Source organism: Roseomonas genomospecies 6, from assembly GCF_008365375.1.
Taxonomy (GTDB): Bacteria; Pseudomonadota; Alphaproteobacteria; order Azospirillales; family Azospirillaceae; genus Azospirillum.
The window spans coordinates 1-15945 of sequence record NZ_QOKW01000055.1 but is presented as its reverse complement, the minus strand read 5'-3'; the positions used below and the strand labels follow the sequence as shown (position 1 = coordinate 15945).

General features: G+C 67.9%; 13 protein-coding genes and 1 tRNA gene. 6 read left to right on the top strand and 8 right to left on the bottom strand.

The window, feature by feature from the left end; translation table 11 throughout:
* On the top strand, positions 1-1596 hold a 1596-nt coding region (locus tag DS843_RS30295), incomplete at its 5' end, for a phosphotransferase (protein WP_149472532.1).
* A 152-nt stretch (positions 1597-1748) separates the two neighbouring features.
* Here DS843_RS30295 and DS843_RS30290 read toward each other — a convergent pair.
* Positions 1749-1823 (bottom strand) — tRNA-Val (locus tag DS843_RS30290).
* Positions 1824-2056: 233 nt separating this feature from the next.
* Here DS843_RS30290 and DS843_RS30285 point away from each other — a divergent pair.
* The 3 genes from DS843_RS30285 to DS843_RS30275 all read left to right on the top strand — a co-directional run bounded on the left by DS843_RS30285 (position 2057) and on the right by DS843_RS30275 (position 5777).
* Positions 2057-2935, top strand: a complete 879-nt coding sequence (locus DS843_RS30285) for an N-formylglutamate amidohydrolase (RefSeq protein WP_149472531.1) — start codon at positions 2057-2059, stop codon at positions 2933-2935.
* Between the two features lie 444 nt (positions 2936-3379).
* The gene (gene otsA, locus DS843_RS30280) at positions 3380-4777 is read left to right on the top strand and encodes an alpha,alpha-trehalose-phosphate synthase (UDP-forming) (RefSeq protein ID WP_149472530.1); all 1398 of its coding nucleotides are present in this window, start codon (positions 3380-3382) and stop codon (positions 4775-4777) included.
* Between the two features lie 10 nt (positions 4778-4787).
* Positions 4788-5777, top strand: coding sequence for a glucokinase (locus DS843_RS30275; RefSeq protein WP_149472529.1), 990 nt, complete (start codon positions 4788-4790; stop codon positions 5775-5777).
* Between the two features lie 2 nt (positions 5778-5779).
* On the opposite strand, the gene DS843_RS30270 is transcribed toward DS843_RS30275, so the two are convergent.
* Positions 5780-6373: a uracil-DNA glycosylase gene (locus tag DS843_RS30270; protein WP_286192412.1), complete on the bottom strand. Its 594-nt coding sequence runs from the start codon at positions 6371-6373 to the stop codon at positions 5780-5782.
* Between the two features lie 123 nt (positions 6374-6496).
* Between DS843_RS30270 and DS843_RS30265 the strand changes: the two genes are divergently transcribed.
* Together DS843_RS30265 and DS843_RS30260 are read left to right on the top strand one after the other, a co-directional pair.
* The gene (locus DS843_RS30265; RefSeq protein WP_149472527.1) at positions 6497-6898 is read left to right on the top strand and encodes a 4a-hydroxytetrahydrobiopterin dehydratase; all 402 of its coding nucleotides are present in this window, start codon (positions 6497-6499) and stop codon (positions 6896-6898) included.
* 184 nt (positions 6899-7082) lie between these two features.
* Positions 7083-8267, top strand: coding sequence for a glycosyltransferase family 4 protein (locus tag DS843_RS30260; RefSeq protein ID WP_149472526.1), 1185 nt, complete (start codon positions 7083-7085; stop codon positions 8265-8267).
* 20 nt (positions 8268-8287) lie between these two features.
* On the opposite strand, the gene DS843_RS30255 is transcribed toward DS843_RS30260, so the two are convergent.
* From DS843_RS30255 to DS843_RS30230, 6 genes are all read right to left on the bottom strand, one after another.
* Complete coding sequence (locus tag DS843_RS30255) at positions 8288-9490, bottom strand: aminotransferase class V-fold PLP-dependent enzyme (protein ID WP_149472525.1); 1203 nt, start codon at positions 9488-9490, stop codon at positions 8288-8290.
* Between the two features lie 68 nt (positions 9491-9558).
* Positions 9559-10557 carry an N-acetyl-D-Glu racemase DgcA gene (dgcA, locus tag DS843_RS30250; protein WP_149472524.1) on the bottom strand — a complete coding sequence of 333 codons (999 nt, stop codon included), beginning with the start codon at positions 10555-10557 and terminating at the stop codon, positions 9559-9561.
* Between the two features lie 121 nt (positions 10558-10678).
* Positions 10679-11722 (bottom strand): methyl-accepting chemotaxis protein, encoded by a 1044-nt coding sequence (locus DS843_RS30245; RefSeq protein WP_149472523.1) that lies wholly within the window; start codon positions 11720-11722, stop codon positions 10679-10681.
* A 442-nt stretch (positions 11723-12164) separates the two neighbouring features.
* Entirely contained in the window at positions 12165-13475 is a 1311-nt protein-coding gene (locus DS843_RS30240; protein WP_149472522.1) for a methyl-accepting chemotaxis protein, read from the bottom strand.
* Positions 13450-13998, bottom strand: coding sequence for a PAS domain-containing protein (locus DS843_RS30235; protein ID WP_149472521.1), 549 nt, complete (start codon positions 13996-13998; stop codon positions 13450-13452). Before DS843_RS30235 ends, DS843_RS30240 begins: the two co-directional genes overlap by 26 nt.
* 225 nt (positions 13999-14223) lie before the next feature.
* Positions 14224-15615, bottom strand: a complete 1392-nt coding sequence (locus DS843_RS30230; RefSeq protein WP_149472520.1) for a CRTAC1 family protein — start codon at positions 15613-15615, stop codon at positions 14224-14226.
* Between the last annotated feature and the right edge of the window lie 330 nt (positions 15616-15945).

Sequence of the window (15945 nt, the reverse complement as noted above, 5' to 3'; positions counted from 1 at the left end):
ACGCAGCCCGCTGCGATCGTGGCGGTCTCGCTTCTCCGCTGTCCACATCTTCGCCTCCGTCTTGGAGGCTACCTTGAATCACAACCGATTCATCCGATTCAACTTCTTCCCGGACAGGCTCTAAAAGAAATTGATAGCGATCGCATTCGCGAAGAAGATTGCTGCATTCTTCTTCTTGACATTGCGTTGGGCGACAAGGGATCTGATGTCAAGGATGGAACCCAGGCCATTCTGAATGCACGACGAAATTCCCGTTTTGATCGATTTATCTGGATCATCAACTCTGATCATGCGAATCGGCCCGAGATTACGGAAAAAGTTGATGCCCTCATTTACAAGGGCGAATTTCTGGATAACGGTGGCGACACTGAGAACAAGGTCAAGCTCAAATTGAAACTCGACCAAGCTCGTGATGCTTGGGAAAAGCGAACCGGACGCTCGGCTCCGCCGCCGCCTCTTCGGTCGAAAGTTACAATCGACACCACAACAGCCGCGGGTTGCAGCCTTGCCGCCGACCTGGGCCAAAGCCGGATGGAGGCACTGCTACCAAACGGCTGGCCCGCCATGCGCGTGGAAGCTCTAACGGGCGGATATTCTGGCGCTTATGTCGTGCGATTCATCGAGGAAAGCGGAAAACAGGAGCTTGTCGTCAAACTTTCTAAAGATAAAACCTTGCTACAGGAAGAAGCCAGGAAATGGCAAGATGCCGTGGCTTCGACCGCATTCAATGGCATTCTCAACAACGCTTTCAACGTGAAGGAAATTGGCGGAATTTCCTACATGGTGATGGCTTCCGCGCGGGGGCCGACACTTGAGGAGAGGACGAAGACCGGTACGCCGAAATCCGGTATGGCCCTGGATACGCTGCTTGAACTCGGCATCAGCGCTGCCGCTAACCTCCACCGGATTCAACCTTGCCCGCTCATGGCTCTGGAACCGCGGAGCGTGCAGGCGTTCAACGCCGCCTTGCCAGGGCTACTGAACCTGCGCGACGGGTGCGCCCGGCGCGATCTTCTGCCACCCGATTTTCCGACCCGCGAAGCCATCGAACTCTTCGCCACGACCGTGGTTGACCAATGGAATGCCCGTTTGCGGGATCAGGGCCTGGATAGCCCGATAACCGTTCCGCAGCACGGCGACCTGAATCCGCGCAACATCATCATCCCGCCCTCGGGGCCGCCGCAATTGATTGATCTTGCCCGTTTCGGAGAATGGCCCGTCGGCTATGACTTGCTGCGCCTTGAACTCCAGTTGCTGCTGCGGCTCCTGGGAACCAAGCAAGGAGACGAGTCCTTCCCGGATCAGTTGGGCTCGTGGGCGGCGTTGTGGGACTCGATCGAGCGCAGAATGCCGGAGGGTTCGGAACCGGCGGTGCCGGCGTCGCTTCTCGATGTTCTGCGCGCGATCGCCAACGCCCGCGGCCGGATGTACGCGGCGCTTCAGGGGAAGCAACCGGACGCCGCCAAGACGACGGCGGCAATGCGCTGCTTCGATGCTCTCAAGATGGCCTGCTATCGGGATGCAACCGATTTCAAGAGGCTGCTGTTCCTGTACATCGCCATACGCTCTGCACGCGCCGCCAACCTGATGGCGTGACGGGCGCTCCGGACGAAGCTGGCAACGGGGACGTCCGGAGAGAGGCAGCAACGGGTGGGGAATGGCGCATCGACGCCGTTCCCATGGCCCAGATTAGGATGGACCAGACATGGCGAAGGCCGGAAACCCGTCTGGGTTCCGGCCTTCGAGGATGGTGGGCGCGACAGGGATTGAACCTGTGACCCCTACGATGTCAACGTAGTGCTCTCCCGCTGAGCTACGCGCCCATCCGTGCCGCCGGTCGGTTCGGGGTTCGGCATCCGTCTTGCGTCCCGTCCGGCGTGGGCGTGGGATGTACCATCATCCCGGAGGTCTGGCAAGACTGGATTTCACTTTTTTGCCGTCCGATGGGCGCGCATCCGTTTTTTCCCGCCGACGGGACTCCGCTGGCCTCCCACCTGTTGAGACGCAAGCGGGACGGTGCGTGACAGAACCGCCCATGTCCACTACATCACATGCCATGGATGCTTCCATCGACGCCGCCCCACCGGAACCGGCCTTCGAGCTTCTGGCCCCGGACGAACAGACCAAGCCGCTGGTGCTGGCCTCGCCGCACAGCGGCAACCGCTACCCGGACGAGTTCCTGGCCGCGGCGCGTCTCGACCCCCGCGCGCTGCGCAAGTCGGAGGACTGCTTCGTCGACGAGATCTTCGCGGGCGCCCCGTCGTTGGGCATGCCGCTGATCCGGGCGCTGTTCCCCCGCGCCTTCCTGGACGTCAACCGCGAGGCCTACGAGCTGGACCCGGAGATGTTCGCCGACTCCCTGCCTCCCTACGTCAACACGCGCTCGCCGCGCGTCGCGGCGGGGCTGGGCACGATCGCGCGGGTGGTCGCCAACGGCGAGGACATCTACCGCGGCAAGCTGCGCTTCGCCGAGGCGGTGCGCCGGGTGGAGCGGTACTACACACCCTATCACGACGCCCTTCGCCGGCTGGTGGAGGACACGCGCGACCGCTTCGGCCACGCGGTGCTGATCGACTGCCATTCCATGCCCTCCACGGGGCTGGGCGACCGCGACCACCGGCGCAGCGACATCGTGCTGGGGGATTGCTTCGGCAACTCCTGCGCCCCGTCGGTCATCGACACCGCGGAGCGCTTCCTGCGCGGGCTGGGCTACACGGTGGGCCGCAACGCGCCCTATGCCGGCGGCTACACCACCCGCCATTACGGCCGCCCGCGCCAGGGCATCCACGCGCTCCAGATCGAAATCAGCCGCGACCTCTACATGGACGAGGCCACGCTGTCGCGCCTGCCCTTCCTGAACGTCCTGACGCGGCACATGCACGAGATGGTGGACAACATCGCCCACCTGCCGCCCGGGCCCCTTGCGCCCCGCTGAGCGGCGCCAAAAAAAAGGCCGGGGCAAAGGCCCCGGCCCGAGTCTAGGGAGGAAACGCCCAAGAAGTGCGTTACGGCACCGCCCGCATCGCAGACACGATCGATGCCGCACTGCACAATATGATGAAGCCCCCGACAGGGATCAAGAGGGAAAATGCTTATTCATGCAATTCAATGGCTTAAGAAAAGTTAAGACAAAGCCCGAGTGCAGCGCAAACAGCCGTTCATGCTGCATTGCACACAAAATTCCGGCCCTGCTCCCGCACAATCTGGGGCTGGCGGCGCGCCCGCCAACCCTCCCCGGTCCTTCGGCATAACCCATCCGACCGATAGGGAACCAACTTTCCGCCCGGTCGTTTCGTCCCTGCGCGTCCCGGGGTCCGCCCCGCCACGCGCCATTCGGTCGCGTTTCCGCGCGGCCGTCCGGCACCGGAGAACCGTCAACGTGAGCAGACTGGTCGTCGTATCCAACCGCGTGGCCCCCATCGACGAAGGCAAGCAGGCCGCCGGGGGCCTCGCCGTGGCCGTCCTGGCCGCGCTGAAGAAGACCGGCGGCATCTGGTTCGGCTGGAGCGGCACGGTGGTCGAGGAGGAGTCGCAGAGCGAGCCCCGGCGCACCGACGTCGGACGCCTGACCTACGCGACGCTGGACCTCAGCCGCCGCGACTTCGAGGAATATTACAACGGCTTCGCCAACCAGACCCTGTGGCCGCTGTTCCACTACCGCGTCGGCCTGATCGAGGTCAGCCGCCGCACGCGCGAAGGCTACAAGAGGGTCAACGGCTACTTCGCGGAAAAGCTCGTCCCGCTGCTGCGCCCCGACGACATGGTGTGGGTTCACGACTACCACCTGATTCCCTTCGGGGAGGAGTTGCGCCAGCGCGGCTGCACCCAGCGCATGGGCTTCTTCCTGCACACCCCCTTCCCCGCACCGGAAATCCTGGTGGCGCTGCCGAACCACCGGGAGCTGATCCGGGAGCTGTGCGCCTACGACCTCGTCGGCTTTCACACCCATGTGGATCTGCGCAGCTTCGCCGACTACATCCGGCAGGAGCTGGACGGCGAGGTGGAGGACCGCGGCCCCGAGGGCGGCATGCTGATCCACGCCTTCGGGCGGACGCTGCTGGCCCGCGCCTTCCCCATCAGCATCGACACCGAGAATCTGGTGAGCATCGCCGAGACCGCCGTGCGCTCCCGCCACACCGAGCGGCTGAAGGAAAGCCTCGTCGGGCGGCGGCTGATCATCGGGGTGGACCGGCTGGACTATTCCAAGGGCCTGCCGCAGCGCTTCCAGGCCTTCGAGCAGCTCCTGGCGGCCTATCCGGAGCATTGCAACCGCGTCTCCTTCCTCCAGGTGGCGCCGCCCAGCCGCGAGGACGTCCCGGAATACATCGCCATCAAACGCGAACTGTCGGAGCTGTCGGGCCGCATCAACGGGCGCTTCGCGGAATTCGACTGGGTGCCGATCCGCTACCTGAACAAGAGCTTCGGGCGGCGCGTGCTGGCCGGATTCTACCGCACGGCCCATGTCGGGCTGGTCACCCCGCTGCGCGACGGCATGAACCTCGTCGCCAAGGAGTATGTGGCCTGCCAGGACGCGGACGATCCCGGCGTGCTGGTGCTGTCCACCTTCGCCGGGGCGGCGCGGGAACTCGATTCGGCGCTGATCGTCAATCCCTTCGACATCGAGGCGGTTGCTGACGCGCTCCAGCGCGCCCTGACCATGTCCCTCCCCGAGCGCAAGGAGCGCCACGCCGCGATGATGCGCATCCTGCGCAGCCACGACATCGGCTGGTGGCGGGAAAGCTACGTGGATGCCTTGACGCGCGCGCCGTACGGGTGAAACTGATGTCATGAGCACCGAACGCACCGCCAAAGACCGCACCGCCGCTTCCGGCCCCGTCACCCTGGTCGCCGACATCGGCGGCACCAACGCCCGCTTCGGCCTGATCGACGGCACGGGCATCCACGGCACGCGCGTTCTGCGCTGCGCCGATTTCCCGTCGCTGGAGGCGGCGGCGCTGGCCTATCTGGGCGGCATGGCGCCGGACGCCCGGCCCAGCCGGGGCGCCTTCGCCATCGCCGGGCCGGTAACCGGGGACGCGGTGCTGATGACCAACCGCGGCTGGTCCTTCTCCACGGCGGATGTGCGCGGCAAGCTGGGGCTGGAACGGCTGGCCGTCATCAACGACTTCACCGCCGTGGCCCTGTCGGTGCCCCGCCTCACGTCCGCCGACCTGCGTCAGGTGGGCGAGGGAGCGCCGGAGCCGGGCCGCGTCGTCGGGGTGATCGGGCCGGGCAGCGGATTGGGCGTGTCGGGGCTGGTCCCCGGCCCGCAGGGCTGGACCGCGCTGGCGGCGGAGGGCGGCCACGTCACCATGGCCCCGGTCAGCGACCGCGAGAGCGCCGTCCTGGCCCAGCTCCGCAAGAGCTTCGACCATGTGTCGGCGGAGCGGGTGCTGTCGGGGCCGGGTCTGGTCAACCTTTATCAGGCGCTGTGCATCCTCGACCACCAGGAGCCGGAGCCCTTCACCCCCGCCCAGGTGTCGGACGCGGCGACGGCCAACACCAACCCCCATTGCGTGGAGGCGGTGGAGATGTTCTGCGCGATGCTCGGCACCGTGGCGGGCAACCTCGCCCTGACGCTGGGCGCGCGCGGCGGCATCTACATCGCGGGCGGCATCGTGCCGAAGCTGGGCAGCCTGTTCACCCACTCCCGCTTCCGCAAGCGCTTCATGGAGAAGGGGCGGATGCGCGACTATCTGGCCCCCGTCCCGACCTACGTCATCACCCACGAGCTTCCCGCCTTCCTCGGTCTGGCGGAGGCCGCGGAGCGGGCGTAAGCTCAGGAGGCCAATCGCGACACGGCCAGCTTCAGGTCGGCCAGGAAGGTCGGCTGTTCGGCGAGCTGGCCGCGCAGGATGTAGCTGGGGTGGAAGGTCGCCACCACCTCCGCCCCCGGCACGAGGCGGCAGGGCTGGACCGTGCCGCGCAACTGCATGATGCCGTTCAGCCCGGTCAGCGCCCACAGCGGCGTGCGGCCCAGTGCGACGATGACGCGTGGACCGAAAACCTCCAGTGTCTGTTGCAGATGCTCGATCTCGCCGGAGAAGTCCGCCAGCACCCAGTCGGAGGTTCCGAACGGCCCCCAGCGCTCGTTCAGCGCCCGCCCCTCCTTCTTCGCGCGGGTGCGGGAGGCGAAGAAATGCCCCACCTTGTTGCCCGGCGGCTGGAAACGGAAGACGTTGGCGACGAGGCATTCCGCGCGCTCCACCCCCACGGCCTTCAGCGTCTCGTCCAACAGTTGGCCGCTGCGCCCGACGAAGGGCACGCCCCGCCGGGCCTCCTCCGCCCCCGGCGCCTCCCCCACGATGGCGAGGCGCGGACCGGCGGCGGTCTTCGTGGGCTGCTGATAGTCGGCGAAGGGCAGGTCCGTCATGCTTTGCGCTTTCATTGCGTGTCGAGAGGCCCATTGTTTTCCGAAAGGCTTGCCGTCGGGAGCTTGCGGCCCCAGCATTGTTCAGAGCAGGGACACGAGACGAACAACACGGGAGGGCGCGACATGGCTGCACAACAGGAACTGGCCGGCAAAAGCTGCGAACCCTGCCGCGGCGGCATTCCCCCGATGGACCGCGCCATGGCGGAAAGCTATCTGGTGCAGGTGCCCGGTTGGACGATCAAGCCGGACCCCGACCGGCTGGAGCGCGATTACCGCTTCTCCGACTTCCGCGAGGCCCAGCATTTCGCGATGCGCGTCGGCGACCTGTGCGAGGCGGAGGGCCACCACGCCGAGATCCTCTACGGCTGGGGCCATTGCACCGTCACCTTCTGGACGCACAAGATCAAGGGTCTCCACCCGAACGACTTCATCATGGCCGCCAAGGTCGAGGGATTGATGGACGAACCCTACGCCCCGGTGTCCGACTCCATGGGCGACGTTTCCCCCACGGCACGGCGGGTGTAAACTCCGCACATTGCGCATCTTTCCCCTCTCCCGCCCCGGGAGAGGGAGGGACCCGCGCGAAGCGTGGGAGGGTGAGGGTACCGGCAACGGGTCGGCACTCGATCCTTGGCCGTACCCTCACCCGCCCGCTTCGCGGGCCCCCTCTCCCGGGGCGGGAGAGGGATAAACAGTCTGAAGGAAGCTCATGCCCAACGCCCAGCCCGCCGTCATCCAGTGGGGCCTGTCCAGCTACAGCGGATGGGGGGTCAACGGGCTGCAACTGGCGCTGAGCTGGACGCGCAGCGGGCGGTTCGTGCCGGTCTGCTCGCTGCCGCTTCGGCTGGAGGACATCGCGCTCTCCCCGCTGGAGTGGCAGCGCATGGCCGGCTTCTTCCGCGAGTCCGAGGCGCTCTGCCAGCAGATCGCACCCCATGCGGGGCAGGAGGTCGGGGTGTCGGTGCCGGTGCTGCGTGGGCTCGGCAACAACCTCGTCGGCAGCCGGTCGGTGGAGGGCGTGACCCTGCGCGGCCAGCCCACGGTCGGCGTCTGCTATCTGGAGGACACCGCCATCGACGCGGAGGGCCGGGCGCGGGCGGAGCAATGCGCGGCCATCGTCGCCGGCTCCAGCTTCGTCGAGCGGGTGCTGACCGGGGCCGGCATCGGGCGGGTGCGGACGGTGCTGCAGGGCGTCGATCCCACCCATTTCCACCCGGCGCCCAAGGTCGGCTGGTTCAAGGACCGCTTCGTCGTCTTCTCCGGTGGCAAGCCGGAATTCCGCAAGGGCCAGGACCTCGCCCTGCTCGGCTTCCGCGCCTTCGCGGAGCGCCACCCGGAGGCGCTTCTGCTGACCGCCTGGCACAACCCCTGGCCGGAGAGCGCCCGTTCGCTGGAGGCCAACCCCGCCGTGGCGCCCGTGCGCTTCCGCGAGAACGGGCAGTTCGACGGCGCCGCCTGGGCCATCGCCAACGGCTTGCGGACCGATCAGGTGATGGATCTCGGCCCCGTGCCCAACGCCGACATGGCCCGCATTCTGCGCGAGGTGGACGTCGGCCTGTTCCCCAACCGCGGCGAGGGCGGAACCAACCTCGTCGCCATGGAATGCATGGCCTGCGGCGTTCCCGCCGTCCTGTCGGCCAACACCGGGCATCTCGACCTGATCGGGGCGGACACCTGCGTTCCGCTGACCCGGCAGACCGCCATCCGAACCGCCTTCGGCACCGAAGGCTGGGGCGAAAGCGATGTCGAGGAGATCGTGGAGGCGCTGGAAAGCCTGTGGGCCGACCGCGACCGGGCCGCGGCCATCGGGCGGGCGGGCGCGGCCTTCCTGGCCGGGATGACCTGGGACCGCTACGCGGACGGGGTGGCGGCGGTTGTGGAGTCGGTGCTGTAGCCCCTACAGCCTTTGACCGCTTAAAGCGCCTTCACCGCCGCCAGAAGTCGTTCAACCTCGCCCTCGTCGTTGTAGTAGTGGGGGGACGCGCGGACGACCTCGGTAAGCCCGCGGGCCTCCATGTCGAAGGGGGTCGAGGGCGCGGAGGACACCGACAGGTTGATCCCCTGGCCCGCCAGCGCGGCCTTGATCGCCCGCGGCGCGTGGCCATCCACCGTGAAGGTGACGATGGCGCAGCGCTCCGCCCCGAGATCGCGCACCGTCACGTCGGGAATCTCCGCCAAGCGGCGCCTCAGCGTGTCGGCGAGGGCAAAGGCGCGGTCGCGGATCGCCTCCAGCCCCCAGGACAGCGCGTAATCCACCGCCACCCCCAACCCCAGCCGGGCGGCGGTGTTGCTTTCCCACAGTTCGAACCGGCGGGCGTCGGGACGCATGGCGTAGCGGTCCGGCCCGGTCAGGGCGGCGCCGCTGTGGTCCAGCGTGTGCGGCTCGATGCGGTCCAGCCAGTGTTTGCGGACATAGAGGAAGCCGGTGCCCCGCGGCGCCCGCAGGAACTTGCGCCCGGTCGCCGACAGGAAGTCGCAGCCGAGTTCCTCCACATCCACCGGCATCTGGCCCACCGTCTGGCAGGCGTCGAGCAGATAGGGAATGCCGTGCCGGCGCGCCACCCGCCCGATGGCCGAAGCGGGGTTGACCAGCCCGCCGTTGGTCGGGATGTGGGTGATGGCGATCAGCCGGACGGGACCCTTCCCCTGTTCCCCGATCATCGCTTCCAAAGCCGCGACGGAGGTCTGGCCGGTCTCGTCGCTGGGGATCACCTCCACCACCGCGCCGGTGCGCCGGGCCGTTTGCAGGAAGGGGATCAGGTTGGCGGCGTATTCGGCGCGCGCGGTCAGGATGCGGTCGCCGGGGCGGAATCCCTCCCCCGGCAGCGACGCCAGAGCGTTGAAAGCCATGCCCCAGGCCGCCGTGGCGCTTTCCGCCAGAGCCACCTCCTCGCGCGAGCAGGCGAGCAGACGGGCCACGGAATCGTAGACGCCCTCCAGCCGGTCATCGGCGCGCTCCGCCGCCTCATAGCCGCCGATGGTGGCCTCCAGCGCCAGATGGGCGGTGACCGCGTCCAGCACCGGCTGCGGCGGCAGGGCGGCCCCGGCGTTGTTGAAGTGGGCGACGTGCCGGGTCCCCGGTGTCTCCGCGCGGGCGCGCGCGACGTCGATGGTCATTCGTCCATTCCCTGGGGCGGTCACGTTCGGCGGGCGGTCGCGTTCGGCTGGCCGATAGGGCGGGGCCATCAACCCCAGAGTTCGGGAGCGGGCGGGCACAGCGTGCCGCCTTCGTAATGCAGGGCCGGCGTGCGGTCCTCGGCCAGCAGCAGCGGCCCGTCGAGATCGACGTAGCGCGCGCCCTGCGCCACCAGGACGGCGGGCGCCATGGCGAGGGAGGTGGCAACCATGCAGCCGACCATGATGTCGAACCCGGCCTCCTGCGCCGCCTGCTTCAGCATCAGCGCTTCGGTCAGGCCGCCGGTCTTGTCCAGCTTGATGTTCACCACCCGGTAGATACCCTTCAGCCGGTCCAGCGAGTCCAGCCCGTGGCAGGATTCGTCGGCGCCCAGCGGCACCGGGCAGTCGATGCCGCGCAGGGACTCGTCCTGGCCGGCGGGCAGAGGCTGCTCGATCAGTTCCACGCCCAGATCGGCCAGCACCGGGGCGAAGCGGTGGAGCATCTCCAGCGTCCAGGCTTCGTTGGCATCGACGATCAGGCGGGTGGCGGGAGCGGCCTCGCGCACCGCGCGCACGCGGTCGAGGTCGCCCTCCCCGGTCAGCTTCATCTTCAGCAGCGGGTGGTCCGCCGCGCGCGCCTTGGCGGAGGCGGCCATGGCGGCGGGCTCGTCCACGCTCAGCGTGTAGCAGGTGGTCAGCTTCTTCGGGGCGTCGGGCAGCCCGGCCAGCCTCCAGGCCGGTTTGCCCGCCTGTTTGGCCTCCAGGTCCCACAGCGCGCAGTCCAGCGCGTTGCGCGCCGCCCCCGGCGGCAGGAGGGTGCGCAGCCGCTCGCGGTCCAGCCCGTCCGCCACCGCCCCGGCCAGGGATTCCAGCGTCTTGACGGTCTCGTCCAGCGATTCCCCGTAGCGCGCGTAGGGCACACATTCCCCGCGGCCCCGCTTGCAGGATTCCACCACCTCGGCCACCACGACCTCGGCCTCGGTCTTGGCGCCGCGCGATATGCGGAAGGTCCCCGCGATGGGGAAGGTGTCGCGGCGGACGTAAAGACGGCGGGCGGTGGACGACATGCAACTCTCCAGCAACGCGGCAGGTCCAAAGTCTATGCAAACCCGCCGCGATGACCAGAGCAGGGTCGGAATGCCAGCCTTACCCGTGAAGCCCGGCCCCGTGAAGCCCGGCCCCGCCGCCTCAGGGCTGGCGCGGGTCCGGGTCCTGCACGATCACCCCGTACCAGCCCAGCCCCTTGTAGGTCTCGTAGCCCGGCGTCAGGGCATAGCCGTAGGTGCGCCCGGCGGCGTCGGTGTAATGGCCCATGCTCTCCCCGTTGCGGCGGAGCTGGACCGTCTCGCCCAGGATGCCGCGCCCGTCCGACGACGCGATCACCCGGTGCCGCGCGTCGAGCAGGAGGCAGCGCGAGCGGGAGCGCTCCTCCTCCTCCAGCCGGACGCCCTGGACGACGGCGGCGGCCTGCGGCTCCCAATCGAAGAAGATGCCCAGCACGCCGATGGGGTCGCCGTCCGTCTCGCCGTCGCGCCGGATGGCCGTGGCGTAGGTGGCGACCACCCGGTCCTCCAGCCGCCCGTTGCGGGCCACGTCGCCCACCGTGAATTCGCCGCCGTTGCGGGTGGCCAGCGCCTGACGGAACCACGCCTCCTCGCCCACGCGGGCGCCCTGGGCGCCGGGATAGCGGCCCGGGCGGCCCGTGGCGATCACCTCCCCCTTCAGGTCGGCGATCCAGAGATCCAGATAGACGGTGTAGGACTCAAGGATCACGCCCAGCCGGTGCGAGGCGTGGCGGCGGTTCTCCTCCGTCGGATCGGCGGCGCAGTCCACCACCGCGCTGTCGGTCGCCCACCAGCGCACGTCGCAGGACCGCTCGTACAGGTTCCGGTCGATGATCTCGATCATGTTCAGCGACAGGTCGGCCAGACGCCGCCCGTGCATCTCCTGCACCATGGCGCTGCCGGTGGTGGTCAGGTGATCGACGCGGGACACGATCTCCGACCGCAGTTCCTTGGTGATGGTGTTCACCTGCTTGGAGATCTCGGAGACCTCGTTGGCGACCACCGCGAAGCCCCGCCCCGCGTCGCCGGCCCGCGATGCCTCGATCAGCGCGTTCATCGCCAGCATCTTGGTGCGGCGGGTGATGTCCTCGATCAAAGACACCTTCCGGGAGGCGACGTCCAGGACGCCCCGGGAAAGCTCGAACAGTTCGTTTCCGGCCACGCTCATCCCGAGCACCTCTGTGAGTTTGGGGGGATATTATTTTTAGACGTCCAACCATCAAACGCTGTGCCAAACGCCCGGCCGGAACCATCGGGACGCGCAAAGGCGCGGAACGCCTGCATTTGCGCGCGGCGAGCCGGGATTAACCACAACGTTTTTGAGATTTCAGATCGGAAATTGTGATGAATTCGGCGTCATGTTGGAGTCCGAACAATCACAGTCACCACCGCTCTTGCCGCACCGCACCCCGTGCGTCGTGTGCACCGCAACAAAAACACCGGTTTCTCTTAAAAAATGAGGCAAAAGGTCGCATCCCCCGATCCGCCGCCTCGGCATTGCTTGAGATACAAGCAAATGCGCGGCGTCTAATCAACGCCCGCCTTTTAGGCAAGTGCGGTTTTTCGGGCAAAGCGGCCCGAAATGCACAAGAGCAATGCACAGGGCCGCGTCAGGCGACCTTGTGCATTTCGTCGAGGAAAAGCTGCACCTCGCGGGTCAGCCGGTCGGCCTGGACGCTCATCTGCTCCGACGCGGCGAAGACCGCATGGGCCGTGCCGCTGGTGCGCTCGGCGGCGGTGGTGACGTCCTGGATGTCCGCGGTGACGGCGCGGGTGCCGGCGGCGGCCTGATCCATGTTGCAGACGATCTCGCGAATCGCCGATCCCTGCTGCCCGATGCCCGCGGCGATGCCACCGGCGATCTGGTTGATGTCCTGGATGGTCTGGCCGATGCCGACGATGGAGGCGACGGCGACGTCGGTGGAGGACTGGATGCCGGCGATCTGCCCGGCGATGTCGCCGGTGGCCTTGGCGGTCTGGTCGGCCAGCCGCTTGACCTCCTGCGCCACCACGGCGAAGCCCTTGCCGGCCTCGCCCGCGCGCGCCGCCTCGATGGTCGCGTTCAGAGCCAGCAGGTTGGTCTGGCTGGCGATGTCGTTGATGAGGGTCACCACCTCCCCCACCGTCTTGGCGGCCCCCGACAATTCTGCGATCAGGGCGTTGGAGCGCTCGGCCTCGCCCGCCGCGCTGGCGGCGACCTTGGCGACCTCCTCCACCTGACGGGCGATCTCGCGGATGGAGGCGGACAGCTCCTCCGTCGCGGCGGCCACGCTGCCGACGTTGGAGCCGGTCTGCGACGCCGCGGCGGCCACGGAAGACGCCTTGCCGGTGGCGGTCTGGGCGTCCGTCTCCATGTCGCGGGCGGACATCTCCAACTGGTGGGCGGTGCCGGACACCTGCTCGCACACCGCACGGATCTGCGTCTCGAACCGGTCCGTCACACCGGCGAATCCCTTCACCTTCGTGGCGATGGCGTCGGTGGCGGTGTTGATGGTGCGCGATGCGTGCAGGAAGTTGCCCTGCATTCCCTTCAGCACGATCCGCCGGAAATACTTGTTGGCCGACACGTAGCTCATCGAGGCGGCGGCCTCGCGGATGAAGGCGTCGGTCCGGTCGATCGAGTCGTTCAGCGCGTGCATCAGCTCGCCCAGGTCGCCGCGCTCCCGCACATTGACCACCCGCGCCTCGAAGTCGCCGCGCGACACCGCCCGGCAGACGGCGACCGCCTGCCCCACCGCGGCGCGGGCGCGCACCATGCACAGCATGACGCCGACCAGGGCGGCCAGGGCGGCGGCCCCGATCCCGATGCGCAGCGCCGCACCACCGATCTCCAGCGAATCGGTCACCAGCAGCGCTGCGACGAGCAGCGCGGCAACCGCCCCCAGCCCGAACGCCTTAGAGAGAGAAGACGAATTCGTCATACCCGATCCCCTTCTCCGTCAGCAGCCCGACGACGGTGGCGAAGGCTTCGTTCATGCCCTGCTTGCGGTCTTCGTGGCGGTTTTCGATGTCCAGAAGCGTGCGGTAGAGCGGAACCACCTTGTCGATCGCGCCGCGGTCCGGAACCCGGCGCGAGGAGTGGTAACCGATGAGCTGACCGTTGACGTCGTAGCTGGGGGTGACGTGAGCGAACACCCAGTAATGGTCGCCGTTGCGCGCCCGGTTCACGACGTAGGCGAATATCTCCTGCCCCGCCCCCAGCGTGTCCCACAGCAGCTTGAACACGCAGCGCGGCATGTCCGGATGGCGGACGATGGAGTGCGGAGCGCCCATCAACTCCGCCTCGCTGTAGCCGGCCACGCGCTGGAACACCCGGTTGGCGTAGGTGATCCGGCCCTTGAGGTCGGTCTTCGAAACGATCACCTCGTCGGCGTCGAAGAACCGCTCGACCCCGGTCAGCGTCCGGTCGCGGGGGCCGGGGCTGAGAACATCGCTGTGTGCCATGTGCCTGCGGTCGCGGGCCCAGAGCCCGGCGCCCCCTTATTGGTTCGCGTTCGATTACAGGGCGTACATCTCCCCATCCGCACGATCCCGTCGGGCACCGGCGGACGCCGCAAAGTAAAGACCCCACGGGTTATACAAAAGATTAAATTCGTTGCCGGACGGAAATATGATTCAGCTCAACCGTCCGTCGCACCCGGATCAAGGGGGAGGAACGAGGCCGCCCCCTCACTCCGGCGGGTAGGGAACGGTCATAAGCCGGCCCGTGGGCGGGTTGTCGATGATGGCCGTCATGCCGTCCGGCCAGCGCACTTCCAGCCGTTCCACCGACCGGGCGCTGCCCAGCCCGAAATGGGCCACCGGCTCCATCTGGCAGAGATAGCCCGAGCCCGCGCAGACGGAGCGGCGCTGCCGCCGCCCGTTGGCCGTGCAGGTGACGATGGCGCCGCGGGCCGGCGCGCCGTAGGGGGTCAGCGGCAGCACGCGCAGCCACCCGTTGTGATTCGCCGCCGTGCGGTACAACGACAGGGGCTGCGGCGATCCGCCGCCCCATTCACCGCCCACTCCACCGCCATGCGCGACGAGGAGTTCCAGCCGCCCGTCGCCGTCGATGTCGGCCACCGTGGCCCCGGTTCCCAGCCCCTTCGGCTCCAGCGCGTCGCCGAGATCGATGGACTGCCAACGGTCCTCGCGCCAAGCGAACAGGCGGTTCGGCTCGCCATGCAGGTTGAAGAACAGTTCCTCATAGCCGTCGTTGTCGAAGTCGGCGGCGATCACGCTGGACACGCGGCCCGGAAAGGACATTTCGGGATCGGCCTCGTCCACGAAACCACCGCCGGAGCGCTGGACGAAAAGGCGTTGCGGTCCTTCCCAGGCGCCGACCAGCAGCCCGAATCCGCCATAGCCCGGCCCGTCCACCGCGGCAACCGCCCGCCCGGAAAAGCGCGAATCGGCGACGCCCCGCTCCTCGGCGATCTCCTCGAAGCTTCCGTCGCTCAGGTTGCGGAACAGAAAATTCGGCCCGCCCTCGTTGCAGGCGAACAGGTCCACGCGGTCGGACAGGAATGGCAGGGCGAGCAAGCCGCGCCCGGCGCCGATCAGGTCGATGCCGGCCTCCTCCGCCGCGTCCTCCAGCCGCCCGCGGCGGCTCAGCTCGAACAGGCGGAAGGGACCGCCGTCCGCCGCCACGACAAATCCGTAGCGCCCGTGTCCATGCCGGTCCATGGCGATCACCGACCGACCGGCCACGCGATTCGCCATGCCGGAGTTCTCCGGCTGGGCCAGGAGGTCGAGCCAATGCTTCCCGAAGCAGGCGAACAGCCGGTCGCCCATCTCCTTCGGCCCGCTCGCCCGGTCGGAGTTCAGGACGTACAACTCCTCCCGCCCGTCGCCGTCCACGTCGGCGGCGGCGATGGCGACCGCGCAGCCCGAGGCGTCGGCCAGCAGCGGCCCGGCAATGTCCACCAGCCGGGAACCATCCCATTTGAGAACGAGGTTGTTGGTGGCGTAGCCCGTGACCACCAGTTCGAATGCCCCGTCACCGTCCACATCGGTCACGGTGACGCCGTTGGACAGACGCGGCTGGTTGCCGTCGATCAGCCGCGAGCATTCGAAGAACATCGGCCGCCACTCCCCCACTGCCGCGACGATGACCCGCGAGGGGATGGCCTGCGCGGACCGGCCCCTGACGGGCTCTTATCCGTTGATACCTCTTCGAACGGCTGAGGTAAACCCGCACGGAAGTCCAGCACGCGGGCGGGCACCGGCCTATGACCACGGGGAATGGGGCTGAAGTCCCCTCCCCCGCCCAGCGGGGGAGGGATAGGGCATAGGCGCTAACATGCTTGTCTCCTTATGAAAGGAGCCGGCATGGTTTCGGTCTGGCGTGTTCGTCGTCTGGGCGGGTCGGCGATGTGTCGGGCGAGCCGCGGCGCGCTGGGATCAAGCGCT